Below are 25,814 nucleotides of genomic sequence, written 5' to 3'. Positions count from 1 at the left end.
CCGCGCCACCGCCCCCCTCAGGCGGTGACGTGCGTCATTCCATCCGATGGATCTTGTAGGTGAGTTGGGACCGGCTTGGGATTTGGTAGTCTCCCTGAGACGAGCCGGCCGGGCGGCCGCGTCGGGCCCGCGAGGGCCCGCCGAGGAAGGTCCGGGCTCCACAGGGCAGGGTGGTCGGTAACGCCGACCCGGGGTGACCCGCGGGACAGTGCCACAGAGAGCAGACCGCCTCCCCTCCGGGGGAGGTAAGGGTGAAAGGGTGGTGTAAGAGACCACCAGCGCCCACGGTGACGTGGGCGGCTCGGTAAACCCCACCCGGAGCAAGGTCAAGAAGGGACACTCCACGGAGCGTCCCGCGCGCGGCGTTCGAGGGTAGCCCGCCCGAGCCGCGCGGGTAGACCGCTTGAGGCCGCCGGCAACGGCGGTCCTAGATGGATGGCCGCCCCTTCGGCGACGAAGGACAGAACCCGGCCTACAGGCCGGCTCGTCACCCTTTCCCCCTGTCAGGCGGTACCGCGAACCCCGTCTGATCCCGGCGCGGCCCGGACGAAGCGCTCGCCCCATTCCCGGATGTACATGATGAACTCCGGGGACGTGGTGTTCGTCTCGGGCGCGGCCGGCGGGGTCGGCTCCCTGTCCCACCAGCTCGGCGGCGGCGCCGACCGCTTCCCGGAACCGGACCGCGCGGCGGCCGAGGCCAGGGGCGTCGAGCTGTTGCCGTTCTCCTGCCACCACACGCCAGGACAGGTCGCGGCCTGGCGCGAGCACTTCACCCGGAACAGCGCCTGGAGAGACGGCGTCCGCGCGTCGTCAACTAAAGTGGAGTGACCATGAACGCTCCCGAACGCGCGCTGCGCGCCGACGCCCGGCGCAACCGCGAGGCCGTCCTCGACGCCGCCGCCGAGCTGTTCGCCCAGCGAGGCGACGCCGTGCAGATGGACGAGATCGCCGAGCGCGCCGGCCTGGGAGTCGGCACCCTCTACCGGCACTTCGCCGACAAGCAGGCGCTGCTCGCGGCGATCATCGGCCGCCGCTTCGAGGCGATGACCGCCCTCGCCCGCGCCGCCGACGAGGCCGACGATCCCTGGGAGTCGTTCGAGACGTTGCTCTACGGCTACCTGGAGTCGGCGGAGGCCGACGCCGCGTTCCGCTTCGCGATCCTCGGCCCGGAGAAGCCGAGCTGGAACGACATCGTCGCCGAGAAGACCGACTTCTCGGCGATCATCGAACGCATCGTGCGGCGCGCCGTGCACGCCGGCCGCCTCCGTGAAGACTTCCGCGCCGCCGACTTCGTCATGGTCACCCGCGGCGCCATGGCCAACATGACCGGCCCCGGTGCCTGGCGCAGGCACGTCACGCTTGTGCTCGAAGGCATCCGCGGCCCCGAACGCTGATCAGCGCTCGTCCCGGCCGCAGACCCGCCCTAGCTCGCCGTGGCGCCGCCGTCCGCCACCGAGAAGGCCGTGGGGGACGGGCGGGAGCGGGACGACAGCGGCGGCACCAGGTGCACCCGCGCCGACGCGATGTCGAAGTACAGCCCGACGAGCTCCAGCTTGCCCGCCCTGACCTGCTCGTCCACCTTCCGGTACGTCCGCAGGTTCTCCAGCTGCTGCTGCACGTTGACCCGGCACAGGACGTCCAGGGCGCCGCTGTGCAGCCGGTCGCCCTCGGTCTCGATGAACCTGGCCAGGCTGTGGTTGCCGTGCCGCAGCCAGCGCCGCAGCCCCGGCATGCTGCCCGCCCGCACCCCGCCGCTGAGGATGCCCGCCATCGCGCCGCAGCCCGAGTGCCCGCACACCGTGATCGTACGGACGCCCAGCACCTGCGTGGCGTACTCGATGGCCGCCACCACGGAGTCGTCGTGCGGCTCGGTGCCCCTGCGCGGCACCAGGTTGCCGATGTTGCGCACCGTGAACAGGTCGCCGGGCCCGCTGGAGGTGATCAGGCTGGGCATGATCCTCGAGTCGGCGCAGGTGATGAACAGGTGCGACGGCTGCTGCTTGCGCGCCAGCTCGCTGAAGATGGGACGTACCAGCGGCGCCGTGCGCCGGTGGTACTCGTGCGCCCCCGCCGTGAGCCGGCACTCCACCTCGGTCGAGCTGCCGTTGCCGCCCACCACGGTACGCCGCGCGGGACGGTGGCGCCGGTGCGCCCACGGCAGCCACGACCGGTCGGGCGCCTTGGGCGGCGACTTGGCCGGGAACATCCGGTTGCCGCTCGCCGCGAGCGCGTACCACTCGTCGTGCAGCTCGTCGATGTCGACGCTGCCGCCGAGCCGCTCGTGGTCGAGCCGCCAGGAGTGGATCGCCTCGAACGCGGCGTTGTCCATGAAGTCGATGTTGAGGTCGAGGTCCACGGCGGCGCCGGTGCGGATCGCGCGCAGCTCGCTGGTCAGCCGAGGCACGCCGAGGAACGTCAGCGAGCCGGAGATCGTCACGTGCACCCGCCCGTCGGGCTCCTCCCGCTTCTGCACGGTCACCCCGGTGAGCCTGCGCAGGGCCAGCAGCACCGCGAGCGCCAGCCCGGCCAGCACCCCCTCGCCGAGTCCGAGCAGGATCACGCCCGCCATGGTCACGACGTACACCGGCACCTCGCCGTGGCCGTGCACCTTCTTGACGTGGCCCAGGTTCACCATCTGGACGCCGATGAACACGAGCAGCGCCGCCAGCGCCTCCAGCGGGATCAGCCTGATCGCCCAGCCGAACCCGAGCGCGAACACCAGCACCCACACGCCGTGCAGGATCGCCGACCACCTGCTGCGCCCGCCCGCGTGCACGTTCGCGGTGCTGCGGACGATGCCGCCCGCCACCGGCAGGCCGCCCAGCGCCCCCGACACCATGTTCGCCACGCCCTGCCCCGACAGCTCCTGGTCGAGGTCGGCGCGGCTGCCGCCGTGCATGCCGTCGGTCGCCGCGCAGCACAGCAGCGACTCGACACTGGCCAGCAGCGCCACGAGCAGCACCGCGCCGACGATCAGGTGCCAGTCGCCGTGCGGCAGCACGGGGAACGCCCAGTCGCCGAACGCCTTGGACAGGTCGACCCTGGTGACGTCCCAGCCGAACGCCCACGCCGTGCCGGCGGCGACGAGCAGCGCGGCCAGCGGCGCCGGCACCGCCCGCGCCGGTTTCGGCAGCCGCGACCAGACGATGAGCACGCCGATCGTCAGCAGCCCGACGGCCACCTTGTGCCCCTCCAGGCCGGCGATCTGCCCGGGCAGCTCCGCCAGGTTCGCCACCGCGGACTGCTGCGGCTTGCCGCCCAGCACGACGTGCAGCTGCGCCAGCCCGATGATCACACCGACGGCCGCCAGCATGCCGTGGACGACGGCCGGCGACACCGCCAGGGCCGCCCTCGCCGCCCTGAACACGCCGAGCACGAGCTGCACCACGCCGGCCAGCAGCGTCACCATGCAGGTCGCCCGCCAGCCGTACGTCTGCACGAGGTCCGCGATCACCAGGGTCAGGCCCGCGGCGGGCCCGCTCACCTGCACGGCGGAGCCTCCCAGTGCGCTCGCCACGATCCCGCCGACGACGGCGGAGATCAGCCCGGCCCCGAGAGGCGCGCCGGACGCCATCGCGATGCCGAGCGCGAAAGGCACCGCGACCAGGAAGACCACGAACGAAGCCGGCAGATCGTGCCTCAGCGTGTAACGCCAGTTACGCAGGGTGTCGCCGCTCATGCGGCAAACCCTATTCGGCAGCGGCCCCGTCCTTTACCCCGTCATCGCGGGTTTTACCCATTCATGGCACCCGGGGCCGCGCGGTGATCAGCGGTAGTAGTCGCCGTAGTCGGGGTCGCCGGGGCGGCGCTGCCCGCCGGTCGCGCCCTGCGCGCCCGAGGCGGGCTGCTGACCGTGGGCAGGCCAGTCCGCGGCCGGCGGCTCGGGCCAGGCGGGCGCGGCGGGGGCGGCGTAGTCGCCGGTCTCGTACGCGCCGAACGACGACGGGGCTCCGGCCGGGGACGGCGCGGCCGACCCGCCCGGCGCGGGGGCGGCGAGGACGTCGTCGTACGGGGTGACGGCGCGGCCAGGCGCGGTGGGGACGCCGGTGGCGGGCGACGGGCCGGTCACCGGGTCGGAGTCGGCCACCGCCCAACCGGCGCGCACCTCGTAGGAGGAGCGGCTGGCCGGCGTCTCGAAGGCGGGCCAGGAGCCGCTGTTGCCGTTGTAGGAGGGGGTGGGCGCCGGGTCGTCGAGGATGTCGGGGGAGGCGGGCCAGGAGCCCGACGTGGTGGCGGCGGGCGTGGCGCCCTGGCCGGACGGCGTCCACGCGGCGTCGCGCGCGCCGGGCCCGGAGCCGTACGCGGGGAAGGCGTCGCTCGTCGGGGCCGAGCTGATGGGCGCGGTGGGCGCGCTGAGCGGGAAGTTGCCGCTGGAGGCGGGGCCGGTGGCGGGGAACGCGCCGCTGCCGGCGCCGACAGGAGCGGTGGTGCCGGCGCCGACCGGCGTGGCGCCGCCCGCGCCCGCCGGCGTGGCGCTGCCGCCCGTGGCGGCGGCGAACATGCCGGTGGCGGGCATCGGGTCGGGGCGCCTGGGAGAGGGGGCGGAGGGAGCGGCGGGGGCGGCGGCCTGCGCGCCCAGCGCGCTCAGGATGTCGGCGGGAGGCTTGGTGAAGGTGACCGTGCGCTGGTTGGCCAGGTCGGAGGCGGAGGGTGCGGGACGCGGCGCGGGCTCGACCAGATCGGCCAGCCCGGCCGAGGCGGCGGCGGGAGCAGGGGCGGCAGCGGGGGTGGGACGCTGCGGCAGCGGGACCTGCATCGTGGCGGCGTTCGGGTCGGCGGCGGTCACCGGCCGGGGCTTCGGCGCGCGGGGCTCGCCCGTGCGCTCGGCCTCCACGGGGCGCGGCGCGCCCACCGGACGGTCGACGGGGCGGGAGGCGCCCTTCCTGGCGGCCACCGTGCCGTCGGCGCCGAAACCGCCCTCCTCCGCGTCGCTGCGGATGTTCGCCCAGAACTCCTCGTCCTCGACGTCGGTGGTGGGGTTGCCCCACTCGTCGACGCCGCGCCTGCCGCGCTGGCCGGTGCGGACGGGTTTCGGCTTCACCTCGTCGATGGGGCTGAAGTCGGGGCTGAAGTTGTTCATCCGGGGCTCGTGGTTGGCGAACTCGTCGGTGGAGCGCGTCGGCTTGCTCTCCTCCTTCTCGGCCATCTCCTTCAGCCGCTCCGGAGGAAGGGAACTCTCCCGGCGGTTCATCGAACGCATGCCCAGTGCCACGACGACGAGCACGAGGAGCACGACAGCGACCAAGCTCACTACGACCGCGATCATTGCACCACCCTCAAAGCCATGGCCTCCCTGTGGCACCGGTGAGATCGCGCGGCCATCGACGCGATCTGCCCCCTTTGATCACCGATACCTAACAATTGGATCTGATTGTGTCGGACCACGACGAGCGTTGTCACACCTTGCGCGAAGAATTGGTAAGGACCACTACCTGCGGTGTCCGGCCTCTCACTGGATGTCGACCGCCGTCAGCCGGCCCCGGGCGATGGTCAGGTCCGCGATCTTCTTCAGGACCTCGGGGAGGGGGGCGCCCTCCTTGACCTTCACCTTGCCGCTCAGGCTGTAGACGCTGAAGCGGTAGGTGCCCTTGGCGTCGCAGGGCGGCTCGTAACCGGTCTTGCCGCTCGTCACCTTCGCCTGGCCGGAGCCCTCCGGCGGGTCGGCGGCGGCGTCGGGACCCAGCTCGGTGGTGGTGGCGGGGATGTTGTAGAGCACCCAGTGCACCGCCGACGCCGACGGGGTGTGGGAGTCGACCACGACCGCGATCGACTTCGCGTCAGGAAGCGTGCCGCTCGACCAGCGCAGCGGCGGGCTGCCCTGGTCTCCGCGGCAGGAGTACTCGCTCGGCAGGGGCTTGCCCTCGTGCAGCTCGGGGCTGGAGACGTTGATCTCGGGGATCTCCTTCGCCTGCGAGAGCCCGATGAAGCTGGAGCAACCCGACGACGCGAGCGCGACGGTCACCACCGTCACACTGACGATGGCCCGTCGCACGCGTGCTGCCGCGTTACACAGCCCCATGTCCGACGATGCTACGCGCGTCTCGGCGGTGCGCAGACCGTTTCTCGATGGTCGGTCGCCGGTAAAGGAGCCGAAACCAGCCGGAACCCCGGCATAGGGACAGTGACCTTGGACACAAAGATGACCTTGACCGTCGCCGCCCTGCCGTCGGCACACCCCGTCCTAGCTGCCTGTTTCCCAGGCCGGACGGCTCCTTTACGCCCCCGGCCCACCGCCGCGGGGCGCGGGCCGAAACGCGCCGGACGTCTGGAGGGCCGCTGACGTCGGATCTTTCCGCACCGCTGATCGGCGGTCCGTTTCGCCCCCTAAGCTGGCCTTGTGACGTCTCCTGGCCTGCTGCGTGACCCGGCGAACCGCGTATCGCCCAAAGCGGTCGGCCTCTGGGTGCTCCAGTCGCTCATCGCGTTCGCGCTGTTCGCCGGCGGCTCCGCGCTGCTCGGCCGCTGGGTCAGCGGCTGGTCCCTGGCGCCCGCCTGGCTCGGCGGCCGGTGGTGGCTGCCGCCGCTCGCCGTCCTCGTCGTCGTGACGCCGTTCCTCGTGGCCGAACCGTTCGTACGGTACGCCGTGCACCGCTGGGAGCTCTCCGGAGACGTGATCTACGCCAGGTCGGGGTTCCTGACCAGGGAGTGGGTCTTCGTGCCCGTCAGCCGCATCCAGACCGTCGACAAGGGGCAGGGGCCGCTGGAACGCCTCCTCGGCATCGCCACGCTGCGCATCCGCACCGCTTCCCACGCGGGGTCGTCCACGATCGCGGGCCTCGACCACGCCGTCGCGGCCGGGCTGGCCGAACGGCTCGCGCACCGCGCGGAAGAACTCAGGGACGACGCCACATGACGACCGGCCAACCGGGCGACCCCGCGGGCGGCGCAGACCCGCACCACCCGCCCACCCCGGCCACCCCCGGCCCGCCGTCCGAGGGCCACGGCCACGCGCCTGGCTCTTCAGCCGCCGGTGCCCCGGCCGCCGATGACGGTCATGCGCCCGGGTCTCTCAGCGGTGGCGCGACCGCAGCGGGGCCTGAGGTGGGGACCGGGCCCGGAGCCACGCCGCCTCCGCCGCCTCCGCTGGTTCCGGCGGGCCCGTACGGCCCGCTGCCTCTACCTGGGCGGCCTCCCCAAGGACCACCCCCCGCCCCGGGGCATCCCCAGGGGCCTCCCCCTGCTCCCCAGGGAACTCCTCAGGCTGCCGGGCTCTCGGGGCTGCGGCTCAGTCCCAAGGTGCTGCTCATCCACCCGGTGCGGACGCTGCCGTCGTTCCTGCTGCCGCTCGCCGGCGTGCTGTTCGTCGGAGGCTTCTCGATCACGTCCTACGTCTGGGCCCTCGCCGGGCTCGGCGTCGCGGTCCTGTTCGCCCTGGTCAGGTGGGCCACCTTCACGTACGTCATCGTCGGCGACCGCCTGGAGACGCGCCGCTCGCTGATCAGCAGCTCCGTGCGGACGATCCCGCTGGAGCGCGTCCGCGGCGTGGACGTCTCGACCCCGCCCATGCACCGCCTGCTCGGCCTGGCCGTCGTCAAGATCGACACCGGGGCGAGCGGCGGCGACGAGGAGGCCGAACTCGACGGCGTCACGCTCGCCGAGGCCGAACGCCTCAGGGCCGTCCTCCTGCGCCGCGCCCGCACCGCCGACAACGCCGCCCACTCCGCGACGCACCAGGCGGCCCACGCCGACGCCCGCCACCCCCCGTCCGCCGCTCCCACGACCTCCGCCGCGTCCGCCGCCTCCGCCGCCCATGCCCCGGCGGGCCCCTCCCAGCACGTCGTCATGCGCGTGCCCCGCGCCTGGCTCGTGTACGGCCCGCTGTCCGGCTCGTACCTGCTGACCCCGTTCGCGCTCGCCGGCGGCGCCGTCGGTCTCGCCGTGCAGTGGGGCAACGACCTCGGCCTCGGCCGCGACGCCGCCTTCTCCGCGGGGGAGTGGCTCTGGGGTCACCCGTACCTGCTGCTCGTCGTCGCCCTCCTGCTGGTCGTGGCGATGCCCTTCGCAGGCGGCCTCATGTACGCCGTCTTCACCTGGGACTTCGTGCTCCTGCACCGCGACGGCTACCTCGTGGCGGAACGCGGGCTGATCAACCGCCGGAGCGTCTCGCTGGAGTCGCGCAGGGTGCGCGGGTACGAGGTCGTCGAAGGACTCGCCGAACGCTGGGCCGGGGTGTGCCGCGTCTGGGCCATCGTCACCGGGCTCGGCGACTCCGAGACCCGTGGCCAGCTCCTGCCCGTCGTGCCGCGCGTGACCGCCACGCAGGTGACCGCCGACGCCATCGGCCCCTACCAGGCCGAACTGCGCCCGCACCCGCCCGTCGCCCGCAACCGCCGCCTGTTCCGCGCCGTCTTCCCGTGGCTGGTGCTCGCCGCGACGGCCGTCGCCGGCCTCTGGCTGACCGGGACCGCTCTCTGGTGGTTCCTGCTCGCGCCCGCGCTGCTGCTGGCCGCCGTGGGCGTGCCGCTCGGCCTCGACAGGTACGCCTCACTCGGCCACGGATACGACGGGACCCGCCTGTCGGTGCGCTCGGGTTCGCTGCGCCGCTCCCAGGCCGTGGTGGAGCAGCGGGCCGTGGTGGGCTGGCGGGTCCGCCAGACCTGGTTCCAGCGCCGGGCCGGTGTGTACACGGTGACGGCGGGCGTCGGCGCGGGCAAGGGCGGCTACTCGGCGGTGGACGTGTCGGGCGAGCAGGCGGCGGGCCTCCCCGCAGAGGTGACCCCCTCCTGGCTGTCCCCCTTCCTGACCGACCACCCCGACCGCACGACCACCCAGCCCTAACGGTCCACCTGCCCCATAACCGACCACCGGCCGCGTGACCAACCACCCAGCCGTACGCCGTTCTGGTGATCGCCGGTTCTGGTGGCGGTGAGCTTTGCTGACGTCCAGTGCTGGCGACGGTCATTCCTGGTGATGGCCAGCCGTCGGGGACGGCAGCGCTGGCGTTGGTCAGTCCTGGCGTTGGCCCGTGCCGGCCGCGGCCAGGACTGGTGCTGGCGACCCTAGGGGCGGCCCGGTGCGGGTGATGGTCAGTCCTGGCGGCGGGCGCCGAACATGATCTCGTCCCAGGTCGGGACGGACGCACGGCGTCCGCGGGAACCCTTGCGCGCCGGGCGGGCGGCAGGGGCGGGCGGCGGGGAGGGCACCGGGACCGGCGTCTCCTCCTTCGTCTCCTGCTCCTTGCCCGACCGGGCCGCTGGGACGGCCGGCCCTCTCGGCGGGGCGGGCTTCGGCTTGGGAGCGGGAGCCGGAGGTCGCACCGGCTCCGGGGCGGCTTCCGGCTCGACGGCCTGCGCCTCCGCAGCGGCTGCCACCGGGGTGGCTTCCGCCTCGGCAGCAGCGTCGGCCTCGCCGGCAGCCTCTGCCTGAGCAGCCTCTGCCTGAGCAGCCTCCGCCTGAGCAGCCTCCGCCTCGCCGACGGCCTCGGCCTGGCGGGCCGCCTCCGCCTCGCGGGTGTGAGACGCCTCGGCGGCCTGGGTCTCCGCAGTGGCTGTCACCTGGGCGGTGTCCGCCTCGCCGGTGGCCTTCGCCCCCTCCGCGGCAGTCGCTCTGACAGAGTCCTGCGTCTCGCCAACTGCCTGCGTTTCCGCCACGGCCTTCGGCTCGGCAGCGGCCTGCACGTCGGCAGCGGACTGCGCCTCGGTGGTCGGCTTCGATTCCGTAGCGATCGATGCGTCGGTGGCGGCTTCCGGCTTCGCGGCGGCCTGCGCCTCTCCCGGGGCCTGCGTGTCGCCGGCGAGTGCCGGGGCCGGCGCTGCTGCGGTGGCCTCCGCTTCGGTGGCGGCTTCCGCTTCGGCGGGCGCATCGGCGTCAGCGGTGGCCCGCGCCTCTGCCAGCCCCTGGGAGGCAGCGGCAGCGCCGGTCTCTGTCGGCTCTTCGGAATCAGCGGTAGTGGACGCCTCCGCTGCCTCAACCGTCTGCGCTTCTCCGGCCCCTGCGGCCTCGGCCTTCAGGGTGGCTGCGTCGGCCTGGGACGTTCCGGCCTCTGCGGTGGCCTCCCCCTCGGGGGCGGCGGTCACCGTATTCGGGGTGGCCGGGGTCTCCCCGGCTGCCTCGGCCTCCTGGGCGGCCGGCGCCTCCGCAGCTGTCTGCGACTCCGAGTGGGCTTCTGTCACTGCGCTCGCCTCAGGCTCCGCCGTTGCCGTCGCGGTCGCCGGGGTGGTCTCGGGCTGCGGGACGGCCGGCGACTCCGTGGTCACCGCAGCGGCCTCCGACTCCGACGTCGCGCCGGCGCCGTGCGACTCCGCCGCGGCCTTCGTCTCCTCGGCGGGCTGTGGCTGCTGAGCGCTCTGGGGCTCCGCCTTGTCCTCGGCGGGCTGTGGCTGCTGAGCGGTCTCCTGCTCCGCCTTGGCCGGCATCGACGCCTGCTGCTCCGGAGCGGGCGGCTGCTGCTCCGCTGCCTGGTTTCCGGCAGTGACCTGCGCGGCGGGCTGCTCCGCTGCCTGGTTTCCGGCAGTGACCTGCGCGGCGGGCTGCTGCGCGGTCGGCAGTGCCGGGGCCGTGGGCGGCGTCGGCGGGGCCGTGGTCGGCGCGAGGTGGGCGGATGCCGAGGCCGGCAGGGTCTCGCCGGCGCTCAGGTCGCCCGGGTGCGCAGTGTCGCGATTGCTCCGGTCGCCCTGGTGCGCGGTGTCGCGATTGCTCGGGTCATTCCGGTGTGCGGTGTCGCGGGGGTTCAGATCGCCCGGGTGTGCGGTGTCTCGCCTGCTCTGGTCGCCCGGGTGGGCGGGGGCGGTGGGTGCCGGGCGGTTGTGGGTGCCCGGCGCGTAGATCGACTCGTGGTCCGAGGCGCGTCCCGGGCCGAAGTCGGGCAGCCACGGTGAGGAGACGCCGCGGCGGGACGGCGCGTCGCCGGGACGCGCGAAGCCGGGCGGCTGCGGGCGGAAGCCGTTGTCGCGGGTGGCCGGGTCCTGTCGCGGGCCGCCGTCGCGGGCAGCCGGGTCGTGCCGGTAGCCGTCGCGGGCGGCGGGGTCGTGACGGAAGCCGTCGCGGCCGCTTTCCTGACGGTAGCCGTCGCGGGTGCCGTCCTGACGGAAGCCGTCCCTGCCGTCCTGGCGGTAGTCGTCGCGGGTGCCGTCGTGGCGGAAGTCGTCGTCGTGCCGGAAGGGGTCGTGGCGGAAGGTGCCCTCGCGGGCGGGGGGCTCGTGGCGGAGGGTGGCTTCGCGGGCGTCGTGGCGCGGGCCGGTGTCGCCGCGCAGGTCGGAGCCGTCGCGGGCCGCCGGGTCTTGGCGGAAGGGCCCGCTCTGGGGCCCGCGGAAGGGGCCCGGCTGCTCCTGCCGGAAGGGGCCGGTCGGGTCCTGGAAGGAGGTGCGGGCGTCGGAGGCGTCGTTCCTGGACGACGGCGTGTAGCCGACGGCGGGCTCCTCCGGCTCGCGGCGCACCACGGACGGGAAGGGCAGGGCGTCGGAGTTGAGCGGCGGCACGGGCTGCAGCTTGGCCACGCGCGGCGTGAACGGCGTCACCGTGCTGTCCTCGACCACGGGGTCGGGGTCGAAGTCGGCCGACGACAGCCGCATGGCCTCGTCGTCGTGCGGCGTGACGTGGCGCTTGCGCGGGTCGTACAGCCATTCGGCGTGGCGGGTGTGACCGTTCCAGACGTAGCCGAGCTTGACCCGCCACAACCCGTCGTCGCGCTTGGCGGAGTCCCAGTCGATCTCGTCGGTGGGCACGCCGCGCCTGCTGAGGCGTTCGGCCACGAGCTCGCCGAGCGTCGGCCCCGGCGCGGACTCCCCGGGCATCCGGACGGAGACGCGCTGCGCCTGCTGGGCGACGTACTCGCGCTCCTGGAGCACAGGCCCCTCGAACCAGCGGACGCGCTCGACCGGGATCCCGGCGGTGGCGGCGATCTCCTCGGCCGTCTCACCGGCGCGGATGCGGGCCTGGATCTCCTTGGGGCGCAACGGACTCTCCACTTCGATCTCGTACTGGCCGAGACGGGAGAAGTTGCCGCGGACGGCAGCACGGAGCCGGTCGTCCACGGGAAGTGTGAAGCGCGTACCACGTCCGGCTGTAGCCAGCACGAGGTAGGTGCCGTCCTCACTCACCGCGACGAGTCGGAGCTCCTGCATGCGAGTCCCTTCGTCAGCGTCGCCATTCTTCCCCCGGACCCTTGAGTCTCTCGCGTGTGCCGGTTGCCTGCCAGCACCGTACCCGGCATGTCCGAACATCGCCTTCCTGGGATAGCCCCGCGGCGATGTGACGCCGGTCACATTTGTGGAATCCATCCCTCTATCGCCCGCCGTAGTGCATGAGGAGGTTAGAGGCCCCTGATGGATTCTGGCGAATCGCGCCCCGCGCCATCGTGCACCTCAGCCAGCATGCCAGAGCGGAGGTTCCGGCGGCAGGGTGGCGCTCCAGGTGCGGGGCCCTGGGCCGGGCGAATCCAGGCGTGGGCGTCACGCTGGGTGACGAAGCGGTGGGGCCGTCTCTGCGGCCCGTCGCACGGCCCGTCGCGGGTGACCCTGATGGTCGTGGCACGAGCTCTGAGCCTGGTTGTCACGCAGGTCACAGGAACAACGGGACACGCGACGGCGTCTATTCACGAGGAAGCTCTTTACCGTACGCATGCATGAGGGGATCGTGACCAGGGGATGAGCGGCGAGCAGCGGAGGTTCGAGCTGAGCGTGCCGCAGATCCTCGGAGGCGCGCTCGCCTCGGTGACGGCGGCGGTGGCGGCGTCGTACCTGGGCGTGGCGGGCACGGTCGTGGGGGCGGCCGTGGTCAGCGTGGCGAGCACGGTCGCGAGCGCGATCTATACGCACTACCTGAAGCGGACGGGCGACAGGGTCAAGGAGCGGACGCTGTCGGCCTGGCACCCCGGCGCCGAGGAGGCGCAGGTGGGCGCGCCGCAGGCGGCCCCGGGGGAGGGGCTGCTCGCGGCGGCGGCGCAGGCGACGCCGCAGGAGTCGACGCTGGAGCTGCCCGCGGTCGAGCTCCGCGAGCTGGAGACGCCCCCGGCGCCGCTCGAGCGCTCGCGGCTGCCGTGGCTGAAGGTGGCGGTGGCCGCGGCGCTGGTGTTCGCGGTCAGCATGGGCAGCATCCTGGTCTACCAGGCGGTGGCGCACACGACGGTGCACGAGCAGGTGACGGGCAAGACGCCGAAGACGTCGGGCCACCGGGACGCCCCTCCGGCCCGCAAGGAACGCGAGTCGCAGCAGCCCGCCTCCACGTACGGTTCGCAGGCGCCGTCCGAGCGGCCGTCGGAGAGCCGGTCGCCGTCCGAGCCGACGCCGAGCCCGTCCGCCACGCCGACGGCGACGGCGACGCCCGACCCGACGCCGACGGGGTCGCCGCAGGTGGACCCGTCACCCGAGCCGTCGGAACAGGCGCCGACGCAGCCGCAGGAGCAGGGCACCCCGGGCGACGGCGGCGGCGACCCGGCCGCCCCGCCCGCCTCTCCAGGGGAGGGCGCGGATCAGGCCCCGACGCCCTGACGACGGCGCGGGCGGGCGTGGGGCTCAGCCGAGGACGGTGTCCAGGTAGGGGTTGGAGAACAGGCGGCCGGGGTCGAGGCGGTCGCGCAGCGCGACGAAGTCGCCGAACCGCGGGTACGCCTGGCGCAGGTAGGAGGCGTCGCGGGTGTGCAGCTTGCCCCAGTGGGGCCGCCCGCCCAGCCGCACCATGATCTCCTCGACGCCCTCGAAGTACGCGGGGTTGGGCGTGCCCCGGTAGACGTGGCAGGCCACGTACGCGGAGTGCCGCCCGTACGCGGTGGACAGCCACGCGTCGCTGGGCGGGGTGACCCGCACCTCCACCGGGAAGGTGATCTTCCAGTCCATCCGTTCGACGAGGTCGCGGGTCTCGCGGATGGCCTGGCCGAGGTGCTCGCGGGGGACGGCGTACTCCATCTCCAGGAACCGGACGTCCCGCCGGGCGGTGAAGACCTTGTACGAGGTGTCGACCGCCTCGGAGTCGCCGAGCGCGGCGGCGCTGACGGCGTTGATGCGCGGGATGAGGCCGGGCAGGCGGGCCCCGGTGGCGCAGGCGGCGCCGAAGACGGTGTTCTCCAGGAAGACGTTGTCGAGCCAGTGCTTGAACGCGCCGGGCGGCCGCGGCGGGCCGGGGTGCCTGTTGTTGGTCTTGACGAGGCAGGCGTCGGTGTGGGGGAGCCAGAAGAAGTCGAGGTGCTCGTTGGCGGAGGTGAGGTCGTCGAGCGAGCCGAGGATCTCGCTGAGCGTCATCCTGCGCCGCCGCTGGTGCAGCAGGAACGCGGGCTCGACGCGGAAGGTGACGGCGGTGAGCACGCCGAGCGCGCCGAGGCCGACCCTGGCGGCGTCGAACAGTTCGTCGCCGGGGGCGGCGGTGGCGACGGTGCCGTCGGCGAGCACGAGTTCGAGCTCGGCGACCTGGTCGGCCAGGCCGCCGCTGTCGCGCCCGGTGCCGTGGGTGCCGGTCTGGATGGCTCCGGCGACGGTCTGCTCGGTGATGTCGCCCATGTTGGCGAGGGCGGCGCCGCGTTCGTGGAGCAGTTCGTTCAGGACGCGCAGCGGGGTGCCCGCCATGACGGTCACCCGGTCGCCGTCGTACGACCTGATCCCGGTGAGCGCGTCGGGCCGCAGCATGACGCCGTCGGTGAGGGCCACTCCGGTGAAGGAGTGGCCCGTTCCGACCATGCGGACGCGCCTCCCGCCGGCGGTGGCGTCGCGCACGGCGCGGACGACGTCCTCGACGGACGCGGGGGTGCGCACCTCGGCCGGGGTGGCTGACTGGTTGCGGGCCCAGTTGGTGAAGATCATGCGCACCCCTGACCTAGAGCATCGTTCCGGTTAAACGTGAACGATACTCACCTCTCCCAGCCTTGGGGAACGGGGAAGATGTCGCCGGGCTGGAGGTTCTGCCGCTTGACGATGTCGGACACCGTCACCAGCGTGTAGCCCTTGGACTGCAGCGTCTTGACGATCGACGGCATGGCGTCCACGGTCTGCTTGACCCAGTCGTGCATCAGGATGATGCCGTCGCGCTGGGCGACCTCCAGCGTCTTCTTCTTGATCGCCTCGACGTTCTTCGTGTCCCAGTCGTGGGAGCCGCCCGTCCAGAGGATCATCGGCATGCCGAACTCGGTGGCGATGTCGGACACCTGCAGGTCGGCGAGGCCGTACGGGGGCCGCAGCAGCTTGGGCTCGACCCCGGCGGCCTGCTTGACCGCGTCCTGCGTCTTCTGGATCTCGCTGCGGATCTTCCCGGCTTCGCTCTTCGTGAAGTCGGGGTGGGAGTAGCTGTGGTTGCCGAGCTCGTGGCCCTCGGCGGCCATGCGCTTGACGAACGCGGGGCGGCTCTTCACGTACTGGCCCTCGAGGAAGAACGTCGCCTTGGCGTCGTACTTCTTCAGCGTGTCGAGCAGCGTGCCCGCGTACTGTCCTGGGCCGTCGTCGAAGGTCAGCGCGATGCACTTGACCTGCTCGCAGTCGACGGGCGCCTTCTTCGGCTGCGCCGACGCGGGCGAGGGGGCGAGGGCCGTGACAGCGGCGACGGCGATGGCGAGAAGTGAGATCTGATGTCGGGACATAGCAAAGCTTCCGGTGTGATCGGTGTTGTGAGGGATGTCCCGACCGTAGCGGATCAGCTCTTCGCGGGTGAAGGCGCCTCGGGAAGTCTCAGCAAACCCGAACCTCCGAGACCGACGACGACGGCGACGAAGGCCGCGCACAGCGCGAAGACGTACGCGTTGGAGGCGCCGAACGCCTCGGTCAGCCGCCCGCCGGCCCACGCGCCGACCGCCACGCCGAACCCGATCGACGTCGAGATCCACGCCATGCCCTCGGTCAGCAGCGACGGCGGCACCAGCCGCTCCGTCAGCGAGAAGCCGGTGATGAGCGTCGGCGAGATCGCCAGCCCCGCCACGAACAGCGCGACGGCCATGACGCGCGCGTCGCCGATGAACGCGATGGGCAGCAGTCCCACCAGGAACACGCACAGCGCCCGCACGAACCGGCCGCGCAGCGAGATCCGCCAGGTGCGCGAGCCGAACCAGAGCCCCGACACCATCGACCCGCCCGCGAAGGACGCCAGCAGGAACCCGGAGGCGCCCTTCACACCGTGCTCCTCGGCGAACGCCACGGTGATGAGGTCGACGGAGCCGAAGACCGACCCGAGCGCCAGGTAGACGGCGGCGAGCAGGGCGACGCCCGGGATCAGGATGGGCGTGCCGCCCGCGGAGCGCACCTCCTGCACCGGCGGCTGCGTGCGCCGCTGCGCCGCCAGCGCCATGCTGCCCGCGACCATGCACACCAGCGCCACGATCAGCCCGGCGAACGGGTTGACGCTCGTCGCCAGCACGGTGACCAGGGCGGGGCCGGTCACGAAGATGACCTCGTCGGCGACGGACTCGAACGCGAACGCGGTGTGCAGCTTGGCGGAGCCGCCGTGGATGGTGGACCACCTGGCCCGCACCATCGAGCCCAGCGACAGCGAGGTGGCGCCGATCAGCAGCCCCGACGCGTACAGCGTCCACTCGGGCAGGCCGAGGCCGGCGCACAGCATGAGCGCGGCCAGGGCCAGCCCGTTGACCACGGTGAACGGCACGATCACGCGGCTCTGCCCGAACCGGTCGACGAGGCGTCCCGACAGGGGCGCGGCGACGGCGAAGGAGATGTTCATGGTGGCGGCGACGGCGCCCGCGGTGGCGTACGACTCGGTGAGCGCGGAGACCAGCAGGACGATGCCGATGCCGAGCATGGACATGGGCATGCGTCCCACGAATCCCGCCAGCACGAATCCCTTGACACCCGGCTTGTCGAACAGCCCCCGGTAAGGCCCGACCACGCTGATTCCCCCTTACGACCGAGCCAACGATCGCGCATTACTGTACGGACAGCAAGTGATTAACCGGGCGAGTGGGTTAACGTGTGCCGCGTGTCCGGTCTTCCTTCGCTGCGGGCGGTCCTGCTCATGGTCATCGCCGTGCTCACCGTCACCGCCGTGGCGGGAGGCGTGGCGCTGATGCTGGACGACGGCACGATGTGGACGTCGTCGGAGACGTCCGCCAGAGCGCCCGCGCGCGAGCGCGCCCCGCGGGCCGCGGCCGGGCTCGACCGCCTCGCGCCGGCCACGCGCCCCGTGCGGGAACCCGTGAAGGAACCCGTCGAGGAGCAGACGCGGGAGTTCGGCAAGGGCGGGCCGGGCGTCACCTCGACGCCGCCGCGCGTGCTCGCCATCGCGCCCGGCGAGGTGCCCCGGCGCACGAGGCTGCGGCTGGGCGCGCTCAAGCACGTGCAGAAGGTGGCCGTGGTGGACGCGGGCGCGGTCAGGATGTCGGGCGCCGGGCTGAACCTGCTCGCCGTCGACCCGGCCGCGTTCCGGTCGTGGACGCCCCAGCCCGTCGCCGACGAGCCCGGCGTGTGGAGCGCGCTGTCGAGGGGCGAGCTGGTGGCCGACGCGAACGCGACGCGCAGGCTCAGCCTGATGCTGGGCGCGGTCTACCAGGTGGACGGCGGGCCCAGGCTGCGCCTGGCGGCCTCGGCCCCGCTCGGGCTGACCGGCGTGGACGGCCTGGTCGGCGCCGAGGTCGGCCGGTCGCTCGGGTTCGCGCCCGGCGTCGCGGTGCTGCTGCACGGCAAGCCCGGAACGATCAGCGAGGCGGCCGTGCGCCGCGTCCTCGGCAAGGGCGCGCAGGTCGTCGCGCTCGACGCCGCGGCCAGGTCCGCGCCCCGCCAGGGGCAGCAGCAGCCCCAGCAGCAGCCGCAGCAGCAGGTGAACGTCGGCAGGCCGGGCAGCTACCTGGAGCTCTACAAGGCCTCCGCCACCCGCTGCCCCGGGTTGTCCTGGACGGTGCTGGCCGCGATCGGCCAGGTGGAGAGCGGGCACGGGCGCAACAACGGGCCGTCCAGCGCCGGGGCGCTCGGGCCGATGCAGTTCATGCCCGCCACCTGGAAGCACTACGGCGTCGACGGCGACGGCGACGGCAAGGCCGACATCTGGAGCCCGTACGACGCCGTGCCGGCCGCGGCCGGCTACCTCTGCGCCAACGGCGCGGGGAAGGGCGGGGAGAAGCTGCGCAAGGCCATCTGGTTCTACAACCACTCGTGGGACTACGTGAACAAGGTCATGGGCATCGCCGAGGCGTACGCCCGCGCCTACGCCTGACCCCGGCCCCCGCTACGCCCGGGGGCGGCGCGGCGGCGGGCAGCAGGTGAGCGGGCACGGCACAGGCTCGGGCTCGTCCATCAGCTCGCGCACCATGCGCACGAAGCGCGGGTGGGTGCCGGCGGTCGCCGCCCGCTCCATCCTGATGCCCAGCTCGCCGGCGACCTGCCTGGCCTCGGTGTCGAGGTCGTACACGACCTCCATGTGGTCGGAGACGAACCCGATGGGCGCGAGCACCACCGAGGCGTTCGCCGGGTCCTCGGCGAGCGCGCGCAGGTGGTCGCACACGTCGGGCTCCAGCCACGGCACCTGCGGCGGGCCGCTGCGCGACTGCCAGACGAGGTCCCACGGCCGGCCCTCGCGCCCCAGCGCCCGGTTGACCAGCTCGGCGCTCCTGCGCAGCTGCGCCTCGTAGAGCCCGCCGGACGGCCCCGCCGTCTCGGCCATCGACACGGGGACGCTGTGCGCGGTGAACACGAGCCGGGCGTCGTCGTCGCCCAGCCGCCCGTACGCCGCCCGGACGTGGTCGGCCATGGCCGCCACGAACCCCGGGTGGTCGCCGTAGTGCCGCATCTTGACCAGCTCGGGGCCGCCCTCGATGGAGATGCGCGCGATGTCCTCGTAGTACTGCCGGCAGCTGGAGTAACCGGCGAACGCCGAGGTGGCGAACACCGCCGCCCTGCGCACGCCGTCGGCCTTCATCCGCCGGACGACGTCCTCGCCGAACGGGCGCCAGTTGCGGTTGCCCCAGTAGACGGGCACGCCGGCGACCGGGCGCAGCGCCTCGACCAGCTCCCTGTTCTGCCGGTTGATCGGGCTGACGCCGCCGAAGCCCTGGTAGTGCTCGGCCACCTGGAGCAGCCGCTCCCTCGGCACGCCGCGGCCGCGCACGACGTTCTCCAGGAAGGGCATCACGTCGTCGGGACCCTCCGGCCCGCCGAACGACAGGACCAGCAACGCGTCGTAATCTCCCACGGGGCAAACCCTATGTCGGAGTGGGCATGGTCCTTGCGGCGAGGTAGGTTCGATCAGGTGAGCGCATTCAACGACATACGCGACTATGTGGCCATCCCCCGGGTTCTCTCGCTGAAGCTCTCGCCCGACGGCTCCCGGCTGGTCTCCGCCGTCCAGTCGCTCAACCCCGACGGCAGATCGTACGGCACCGCGCTCTGGGCCGTCCCGGTGGACGGCGAGCCGTACCGGCTCACACGGTCGGCGAAGGGCGAGACGGGCGCGGTCTTCACCGACGCCGGCGACCTGCTGTTCACCTCCGCCCGCCCCGACCCCACCGTCAAGGACTCCTCCGACGAGACGCCCGCGCTGTGGCTGCTGCCGAGGGCCGGGGGCGAGGCCCGCCAGGTGGCGTCCAGGCCGGGCGGCATCGCCGCCGTGCGCACGGCGGGCGACGTCGTCGTGTTCGCCGCCGACGTGCTCGACGGCGAGGAGGCGGCCGAGGAGGAGCGGCGCAAGGCCCGCAAGGACGCCGGGATCAGCGCGATCCTGCACGAGGGCCACCCGGTGCGCTACTGGGACCACGACCTCGGCCCCGGCCGCACCCGGCTGTTCGCGGCCAGGCTCGGCGACGACCGGCTGGAGGACGTCCGCGACCTGACCCCCGAGCCGGACGAGGCGCTGCGCGACGCCGCGTTCGAGCTGACGCCCGACGGCGCCACGGTCGTCACCACCTGGAAGGTGTACCTCCCGGGCGGGCAGCACCGCGTGGACCTCGTCGCCATCGACGTGGCCACCGGCGAGCGGCGCACCCTCTTCAGCCAGGACGGCCACGACTTCATCGGCCCCGTCGCGGTCTCGCCCGACGGCACGCGCGTCGCCTGCGCGCGGGAGCGGCACACGTCGTGGGACGTCTCGGAGAGCTTCGAGCTGTGGATCGGCGACCTCGCCACCGGCGAGGGCGCGGCGTACGCCCCGGACCTGTTCCCGTCGGACGTCGCCTGGGCGCCCGACTCCGCCTCGGTGTACGTGGCCGCCGACCACCAGGGCCGCCGCCCGGTCTTCCGCGTCCCGCTCGACGGCGAGCCGGTGCGCCTGACGCCCGACGACGCCGCCTACCTCGGGCTCTGCCCGTCCGCCGACGGCCGCTCCGTCTACGCCCTGCGCAGCGCCGTGGACCTCGCGCCCGGCCCGGCCAGGATCGACGTGGCCGGCGGCGAGATCGTGGACCTGCCGTCGCCGGCCCCGCGCCCGCAGGTGCCCGGCACGCTCACCGAGGTCACCGCCACCGCCGACGACGGCACGCGGATCCGCGGCTGGCTCGTGCTGCCCGACGGCGCCCGCGCCGGCGACCCCGCCCCGCTGCTGCTGTGGATCCACGGCGGCCCCGTCTCGTCCTGGAACGACTGGCAGTGGCGCTGGCAGGCGTGGATCATGGCCGAGCACGGCTACGCGGTGCTGATGCCCGACCCGTGCCTGTCCACCGGCTACGGCCAGGAGATGATCGACCGCGGCTGGGGCAACTGGGGTCCCCGCACCCAGGCCGACCTCGACGTGATCGTGGACGCCGCCCTGGCCAGGGACGACATCGACGAGACCAGGGTCGCGGCCATGGGCGGGTCGTTCGGCGGCTACATGGCCAACTGGCTGGCCGGACACAGCGACAGGTACAAGGCGATCGTCACCCACGCCTCGCTGTGGCACCTCGACCAGTTCGCCGGCACCACCGACGTCCCCATGTACTGGCAGCGCGAGTTCGGCGCGCCCGGCTCGGAGCGGTACGACCTGCTGTCGCCGCACCTGGCCCTCGACGCGATCACCACGCCGATGCTGGTGATCCACGGCGACAAGGACTACCGGGTGCCCATCGGCGAGGCCCTGCGCCTGTGGTGGGACCTGCGGCGCAGCGAGGTCGACTCGAAGTTCCTGTACTTCCCCGACGAGAACCACTGGATCCTCAAGCCGGGCAACGTCGTCGCCTGGTACGAGACCGTCCTCGCCTTCCTGGCCCAGCACGTCCTCGGGCAGGAGTGGAAGCGTCCGGAGTCGGTGGCGTGACGGCCGACCCGACCGAGCTGGGCCGGCTGGCCGAGGAGATCGCCCGCGAGGCGGGCGACATGCTCGTCGCCAAGAGGCCCACCATGTCCGGCGCGGTCGCGACGAAGTCGAGCCCGACGGACGTCGTGACCGTCCTCGACACGGCGTCGGAGCGGCTGATCCGCGACCGGATCCTGGAGGCCAGGCCCGAGGACAGGATCCTCGGCGAGGAGGGCGGCGAGGCGCCGGGCGAGACCGACGTGCGGTGGATCGTCGATCCCATCGACGGCACCGTGAACTTCCTGTACGGGCTGCCCGACTGGGCGGTGTCGATCGCCGTGGAGGTCGAGGGCACGGTCGTGGCCGGGGCGGTCAACGTCCCGGCGCGCGGCGAGATGTTCACGGCGGTGCGCGGCCACGGCGCCTGGCTGGGCGGCGAGCGGCTGCGCTGCGCCACGGGCGTGCCGCTGGCGCAGGCCCTGGTCGCGACCGGGTTCGGTTACGGCGTGGCCAGGCGCGCGGTGCAGGGCCGGGTGGTGGCGGAGGTGCTGCCGCGGGTGCGCGACATCAGGCGGGGCGGCTCGTGCGCGATCGACCTGTGCTCGGTCGCGGCGCGCCGGGTCGACGGCTACTACGAGCGCGGGATCAACCCGTGGGACTACGCCGCGGCCGGCCTGGTGGCCACAGAGTCGGGGGCGACGCTGGCGGGGCTGCGCGGCCGGCCGGTCAGCCCCGACTTCGCGATCTGCGCGGCGCCCGGCCTGTTCGAGGAGCTGCACGACCTGCTGGCGCCGCTCGACCCCGACCGCGACGCCGACTGACCGGACGGCCGCCCACTGGACGGCCGCTCACCGGACGGCTGCTCCTGGACGGCTGAAGGAGGCCGCGACAGCGGAACGGCCGGAGCCCTCCCTCCTGGCTCCGGCCGTTCCGCTGTCCGCGCCTATCGGGGCAACGGGACGCCGTGATCGTCGGCCAGGCGGCGCAGGTCCTCGATCTCGGCGGTGAGGGTGTCGGCGAGGTAGTCGTCGCCGGTGCTGCGGGCCTCCCGCAGCCCCTCGTAAGCCTGGTCGAGGCGGCGTTCGATCGTGGTGGTGAACTCGCCCATCTCACCTTCTCTCTCAGGGTTCGCTCGCAGGGGCGGAGATGTCGTCCATCGCCCGACGCGTGTCCGGGCGATGGGTGTCCCGCTGGCATACCCCGGGGCGTCGGCACCTGAAACATGAATCTTGCTGTGCGTTGCCCCACCGTGCCTCACCTACCCCTTGACATGCCTTACCGTGCGCTTATCGAGGCTGTGAACAGAATGAGGCACCGGAACCGGAGAGAGGTGTACCAGGCGTGCGCGTGCTGGTGGTAGAGGACGAGCGGGTGCTCGCCGACGCGATCGCGACGGGGCTGCGGCGCGAGGCCATGGCGGTGGACGTCGCCTACGACGGCGGCGCCGCGCTGGAGAAGACCTCCTACATCGACTACGACGTGATCGTGCTGGACCGCGACCTGCCCGTCGTGCACGGCGACGACGTGTGCCGCCGCCTGGTGGAGCAGCGCACGGCCTCGCGCATCCTGATGCTGACGGCGTCGGGCGACGTCGACGACAAGGTGGAGGGTCTCGGCCTGGGCGCCGACGACTACCTGGCCAAGCCGTTCGTGTTCATCGAGCTGGTGGCCAGGGTGCGCGCGCTCGGCCGCCGGTCGGCTCCGGCGCTGCCGCCCGTCCTGGAGCGGGCCGGGATCAGGCTCGACCCGGGCAAGCGGCTGGTGGAGCGCGACGGCAAGGAGATCGTGCTGACCAAGAAGGAGTTCGCGGTGCTGGAGGAGCTGATGCGGGCCGAGGGAGCCGTGGTCAGCCAGGAGGACCTGCTGGACAAGGCATGGGACGAGAACATCGACCCGTTCACGAACGTCGTGCGCGTCACGATGATGACGCTGCGCAAGAAGCTGGGCGAGCCTCACGTGATCGAGACCGTGCCCGGGGTCGGGTACAAGTTGTGAGCGGGCGGCCGGACCGCGGATCGGAGCCGACGCACCCGATGATCAGTCCGCACTCGGCCAGGAAGGCGACGCGCGTGCAGGAAGCGCCACCACCGAGCGGCCCGCCGGCCTGGGACGGGCCGCCGCCGCCCGGGCAGCAGCCGCAGCGCACCCCGGTGGACGTCGTGCGGGGGCTGCAGGGGAAGGTCAGCGTCCGCTGGCGGCTCACCATCACCTACGCCGCGCTGGTCTTCCTCGCCGCGGCGGTGCTGCTGTTCTCCATGTACGCGATCGTGGGCGCGTCCATCGTCACGGTCTGGCCGCGGCTGAACACCCAGGGGCTCGACGCGATCGACGCGGCCATCGCGCAGGCGCAGTGGGCCGACGCCAAGGAGGCGACCGTGCAGGCCGCGCGGGACGAGCTCCTGGCGAACGCGATCCTCGCGCTGGCAGGGGTCGGCATCCTCGCGCTCGTGCTCGGCTACGTGGTGGCCGACCGGGCGCTGCGGCCGGTGACGAAGATGACGGCCACGGCGCGCAAGCTGTCGGAGAGCACGCTGGCGCACCAGCGCATCGACCTGCAGGGCCCGAACGACGAGCTGAAGGAGCTGGCCGACACCTTCGACGGCATGCTGACCCGGCTGAACGTCGCCTTCGACACGCAGCGCAGGTTCGTGGCCAACGCCTCCCACGAGCTGCGCACGCCGCTCACGATCAACAGGACGGTGCTGGAGATCGCGCTGTCCGACCCTGAGGCGTCGGAGGACCTCAAGGCGATCGGCCGCACGCTGCTGGAGGTCAACGCCCGCAACGAGAAGCTCATCGAGGGCCTGCTGCTGCTGGCGAGGAGCGAGCGCGAGCTCGCGGTGCGCAAGCCGGTGAACGTGCGCGACGTCGCCCAGACGGCCGTGGAGCAGGTGACGCCGTTCGCGGAGGAGCACGGCGTGACGGTGAGCGCCGAGCTGGCCGATGCCCCCGCGGTGGGCGATCCGGTGCTGCTGGAGCGTTCCGTCAGCAACCTGCTGGAGAACGCCGTGAAGTACAACATCCCCGAAGACGGAAAAGTCTGGATTCGTACGGGAATGGCCGACGGTGCCTTGGTTGTTCAGGTGGCCAACACGGGACCGCATGTCCCGGCGTACGAGGTGAACAGCCTGTTCGAGCCGTTCCGGAGGCTCAATGCCGACCGGGTCGAATCGGCCAAGGGATCGGGTCTCGGGCTGTCGATCGTCCGCGCTGTCGTGCAGGCGCACGGCGGGAACGTCTCCGCCGTCCCGCGCGACGGCGGGGGCCTGGTGGTCACCATCAGCCTGCCGAGACGCTGATCCGATGTGCTGGTCTGCGTGTTGATGCGGTGGGGGCGTCTCGTTCGCGCCGTACATGTGGTTGGATGTGCCGTCGAACACGGTGGTGCATGGCGCCAAGGCTGTGGGTTTCGCCATATTTGGCTAACCGCGCGCGGCGGCAGCAGGCCCTCACGTGTTGGGAGGTTCAGTGTCCGTTCCAGCGGGGTACCGATGGGAAATCTCCCGGGCGGAACGGGCACAAGACGGGCCTCCCAGACGTTGGAAGACGCGCGACGAGCGCGAGAGGCATATAGATGAGGGGGATGGAGTAAGCACAATGGCTACCGACTACGACAGCCCGCGCAAGACAGACGACGACCTGGGGGAGGACAGCCTCCAGGAACTCCAGGCGCGGCGCACGGACAAGTCGTCCGGCAGCATCGACATCGACGAGACCGATCTGGCCGAGTCGCTCGAACTGCCCGGCGCCGACCTGTCGAACGAGGAGCTGTCCCTGCGGGTGATCCCCCGTCAGGCCGACGAGTTCACCTGCTCGCGGTGTTTCCTGGTGCACCACCGAAGCCAGCTGGCGTCCGAGAAGAACGGCCAGCAGGTCTGCCGGGAGTGCGCCGCCTGATCGAGGAGGCATCGCGTGGCCGTACGAGAGAAGGACAACCAGCCGGGCGAAGAACCCGGCAGGGAGCCGGGCAAGGAGCCGGGCAAGGAGATCGCCGACCCCGGCCAAGAGGTCGGCGAGCTCGTCAGCAGGCTCACCGGCCCCGGTGATCTGGAGCCGGCCGAGCGGCGCAGGCTGCTCGGCCGACTCGCTCGCTCCCTCTCCGCCGGGGCGAGCAGGGCACGCGCCTCCGGCGCGGGCCGCGGGCGCTGGCTCGCCGACGTCTTCCTCAACATCGCGCCCCGCATCCCGATCAGAGACCTGCACACGCTGTCGGAGCACCACCACGGCCTCACCGGCGAGGAACTCGCCGACGATCTCGTCCGTACGGCGCAGAAGGCCACCATGGCGGTCGGCGCCATCGGCGGAGCGCTCGCGGCGGCAGAGTTCGCCGCACCACCCCTCCTGCTCTCCGCCCCCGCGCAGCTCGTCGCGGAGACCATCGTGGTCGCGGCCATCGAGGTCAAGCTCCTGGCCGAGCTGCACGAGGTCTACGGCGTGCGCGTCCAGGGCAACGGCGCGCAGCGCGCGGTCGCGTTCACGGCCGCCTGGGCCAGGCAGCGGGGGATCGACCCCCTCGCCCCCGCCTCCGTCTCGCTCGCGCTCGGCGCGGCGACCAAGACGGCCCTGCGCAACCGGCTCATGCGCACGCTCGGCCGCCACCTCACCACGTTCGGCCCGTTCCTCACGGGGGCCGTGGCCGGAGGCGCGCTCAACCGGCTGGCGACGAAGAAGCTCGGCGAGACGATCCGCGCCGACCTGCGGGTGAAGCCGCAGGGAATCCCCGTGCGGCCCCGGCTCGACCGCTGACCAGC

General features: G+C 72.9%; 21 protein-coding genes and 1 other RNA gene. 13 read left to right on the top strand and 9 right to left on the bottom strand.

All coding sequences use genetic code 11. The features are described 5' to 3' along the window. Positions 1–100 precede the first annotated feature (100 nt). The 3 genes from rnpB to BMX74_RS08495 all read left to right on the top strand — a co-directional run bounded on the left by rnpB (position 101) and on the right by BMX74_RS08495 (position 1,394). An RNA gene (rnpB, locus tag BMX74_RS08505) (RNase P RNA component class A) lies at positions 101–491 on the top strand. 79 nt (positions 492–570) lie between these two features. Then, positions 571–828, top strand: a complete 258-nt coding sequence (locus tag BMX74_RS44900; RefSeq protein ID WP_055506010.1) for a hypothetical protein — start codon at positions 571–573, stop codon at positions 826–828. A 2-nt stretch (positions 829–830) separates the two neighbouring features. Continuing rightward, the gene (locus tag BMX74_RS08495) at positions 831–1,394 is read left to right on the top strand and encodes a TetR/AcrR family transcriptional regulator (protein WP_055506009.1); all 564 of its coding nucleotides are present in this window, start codon (positions 831–833) and stop codon (positions 1,392–1,394) included. A 29-nt stretch (positions 1,395–1,423) separates the two neighbouring features. Here the strand turns inward: BMX74_RS08495 and BMX74_RS08490 are convergent, their stop codons facing one another. The 3 genes from BMX74_RS08490 to BMX74_RS08480 all read right to left on the bottom strand — a co-directional run bounded on the left by BMX74_RS08490 (position 1,424) and on the right by BMX74_RS08480 (position 5,962). Further along, entirely contained in the window at positions 1,424–3,679 is a 2,256-nt protein-coding gene (locus tag BMX74_RS08490) for a SulP family inorganic anion transporter (protein ID WP_055506008.1), read from the bottom strand. Positions 3,680–3,766: 87 nt separating this feature from the next. Next, the gene (locus BMX74_RS08485; RefSeq protein ID WP_143078592.1) at positions 3,767–5,251 is read right to left on the bottom strand and encodes a hypothetical protein; all 1,485 of its coding nucleotides are present in this window, start codon (positions 5,249–5,251) and stop codon (positions 3,767–3,769) included. A 198-nt stretch (positions 5,252–5,449) separates the two neighbouring features. Continuing rightward, the gene (locus tag BMX74_RS08480) at positions 5,450–5,962 is read right to left on the bottom strand and encodes a YbhB/YbcL family Raf kinase inhibitor-like protein (protein ID WP_236714959.1); all 513 of its coding nucleotides are present in this window, start codon (positions 5,960–5,962) and stop codon (positions 5,450–5,452) included. Between the two features lie 375 nt (positions 5,963–6,337). On the opposite strand from BMX74_RS08480, the gene BMX74_RS08475 reads away from it, so the two are divergent. Both BMX74_RS08475 and BMX74_RS08470 read left to right on the top strand, forming a co-directional pair. After that, positions 6,338–6,853 (top strand): PH domain-containing protein, encoded by a 516-nt coding sequence (locus BMX74_RS08475; RefSeq protein ID WP_236714958.1) that lies wholly within the window; start codon positions 6,338–6,340, stop codon positions 6,851–6,853. 383 nt (positions 6,854–7,236) lie between these two features. Next, on the top strand, positions 7,237–8,778 hold the full coding sequence (locus BMX74_RS08470) for a PH domain-containing protein (RefSeq protein ID WP_091099402.1): 1,542 nt from the start codon (positions 7,237–7,239) through the stop codon (positions 8,776–8,778). A gap of 248 nt (positions 8,779–9,026) precedes the next feature. On the opposite strand, the gene sepH is transcribed toward BMX74_RS08470, so the two are convergent. Continuing rightward, positions 9,027–12,062 (bottom strand): septation protein SepH, encoded by a 3,036-nt coding sequence (gene sepH / locus BMX74_RS44895; protein ID WP_091099400.1) that lies wholly within the window; start codon positions 12,060–12,062, stop codon positions 9,027–9,029. Positions 12,063–12,584: 522 nt separating this feature from the next. Here sepH and BMX74_RS08460 point away from each other — a divergent pair. Further along, positions 12,585–13,427 (top strand): hypothetical protein, encoded by an 843-nt coding sequence (locus BMX74_RS08460; protein WP_091099397.1) that lies wholly within the window; start codon positions 12,585–12,587, stop codon positions 13,425–13,427. Between the two features lie 24 nt (positions 13,428–13,451). Here the strand turns inward: BMX74_RS08460 and BMX74_RS08455 are convergent, their stop codons facing one another. From BMX74_RS08455 to BMX74_RS08445, 3 genes are read right to left on the bottom strand one after another with little or no spacing between them, the layout of a single operon-like run. Further along, positions 13,452–14,729 carry a D-arabinono-1,4-lactone oxidase gene (locus BMX74_RS08455; protein ID WP_091099396.1) on the bottom strand — a complete coding sequence of 426 codons (1,278 nt, stop codon included), beginning with the start codon at positions 14,727–14,729 and terminating at the stop codon, positions 13,452–13,454. A 47-nt stretch (positions 14,730–14,776) separates the two neighbouring features. Further along, a complete protein-coding gene (locus BMX74_RS08450) occupies positions 14,777–15,499 on the bottom strand; it encodes a polysaccharide deacetylase family protein (protein WP_055506002.1) in 723 nt (240 codons plus the stop codon). 53 nt (positions 15,500–15,552) lie between these two features. Next, on the bottom strand, positions 15,553–16,755 hold the full coding sequence (locus tag BMX74_RS08445) for an MFS transporter (protein WP_055506001.1): 1,203 nt from the start codon (positions 16,753–16,755) through the stop codon (positions 15,553–15,555). A gap of 90 nt (positions 16,756–16,845) precedes the next feature. Between BMX74_RS08445 and BMX74_RS08440 the strand changes: the two genes are divergently transcribed. After that, the gene (locus tag BMX74_RS08440; protein WP_091099591.1) at positions 16,846–18,075 is read left to right on the top strand and encodes a lytic transglycosylase domain-containing protein; all 1,230 of its coding nucleotides are present in this window, start codon (positions 16,846–16,848) and stop codon (positions 18,073–18,075) included. Positions 18,076–18,087: 12 nt separating this feature from the next. Here BMX74_RS08440 and BMX74_RS08435 read toward each other — a convergent pair whose 3' ends face one another. After that, the gene (locus tag BMX74_RS08435) at positions 18,088–19,050 is read right to left on the bottom strand and encodes a ferrochelatase (protein WP_055505999.1); all 963 of its coding nucleotides are present in this window, start codon (positions 19,048–19,050) and stop codon (positions 18,088–18,090) included. 12 nt (positions 19,051–19,062) lie between these two features. Between BMX74_RS08435 and BMX74_RS08430 the strand changes: the two genes are divergently transcribed. Further along, positions 19,063–21,084, top strand: coding sequence for a S9 family peptidase (locus BMX74_RS08430; RefSeq protein ID WP_055505998.1), 2,022 nt, complete (start codon positions 19,063–19,065; stop codon positions 21,082–21,084). Then, on the top strand, positions 21,081–21,884 hold the full coding sequence (locus BMX74_RS08425) for an inositol monophosphatase family protein (RefSeq protein ID WP_305728631.1): 804 nt from the start codon (positions 21,081–21,083) through the stop codon (positions 21,882–21,884). Before BMX74_RS08430 ends, BMX74_RS08425 begins: the two co-directional genes overlap by 4 nt. A gap of 122 nt (positions 21,885–22,006) precedes the next feature. Here the strand turns inward: BMX74_RS08425 and BMX74_RS43915 are convergent, their stop codons facing one another. Continuing rightward, entirely contained in the window at positions 22,007–22,171 is a 165-nt protein-coding gene (locus BMX74_RS43915) for a hypothetical protein (protein WP_176573475.1), read from the bottom strand. A 233-nt stretch (positions 22,172–22,404) separates the two neighbouring features. Here BMX74_RS43915 and BMX74_RS08420 point away from each other — a divergent pair, with 233 nt between their 5' ends. From BMX74_RS08420 to BMX74_RS08405, 4 genes are all read left to right on the top strand, one after another. Then, positions 22,405–23,058, top strand: coding sequence for a response regulator transcription factor (locus BMX74_RS08420; protein WP_055505996.1), 654 nt, complete (start codon positions 22,405–22,407; stop codon positions 23,056–23,058). A 38-nt stretch (positions 23,059–23,096) separates the two neighbouring features. Beyond that, positions 23,097–24,362, top strand: a complete 1,266-nt coding sequence (locus BMX74_RS08415) for a sensor histidine kinase (protein WP_091099393.1) — start codon at positions 23,097–23,099, stop codon at positions 24,360–24,362. Positions 24,363–24,660: 298 nt separating this feature from the next. Then, positions 24,661–24,960 carry a DUF4193 domain-containing protein gene (locus tag BMX74_RS08410; RefSeq protein ID WP_020542847.1) on the top strand — a complete coding sequence of 100 codons (300 nt, stop codon included), beginning with the start codon at positions 24,661–24,663 and terminating at the stop codon, positions 24,958–24,960. 15 nt (positions 24,961–24,975) lie between these two features. Then, positions 24,976–25,809 (top strand): hypothetical protein, encoded by an 834-nt coding sequence (locus BMX74_RS08405; RefSeq protein ID WP_236714956.1) that lies wholly within the window; start codon positions 24,976–24,978, stop codon positions 25,807–25,809. Positions 25,810–25,814 lie beyond the last annotated feature (5 nt).

Source organism: Nonomuraea pusilla, assembly GCF_900109355.1.
Taxonomy (GTDB): Bacteria; Actinomycetota; Actinomycetes; order Streptosporangiales; family Streptosporangiaceae; genus Nonomuraea; species Nonomuraea pusilla.
The sequence above is the reverse complement of the archived record's forward strand: the minus strand, read 5'-3'. Positions and strand labels throughout refer to the sequence as shown.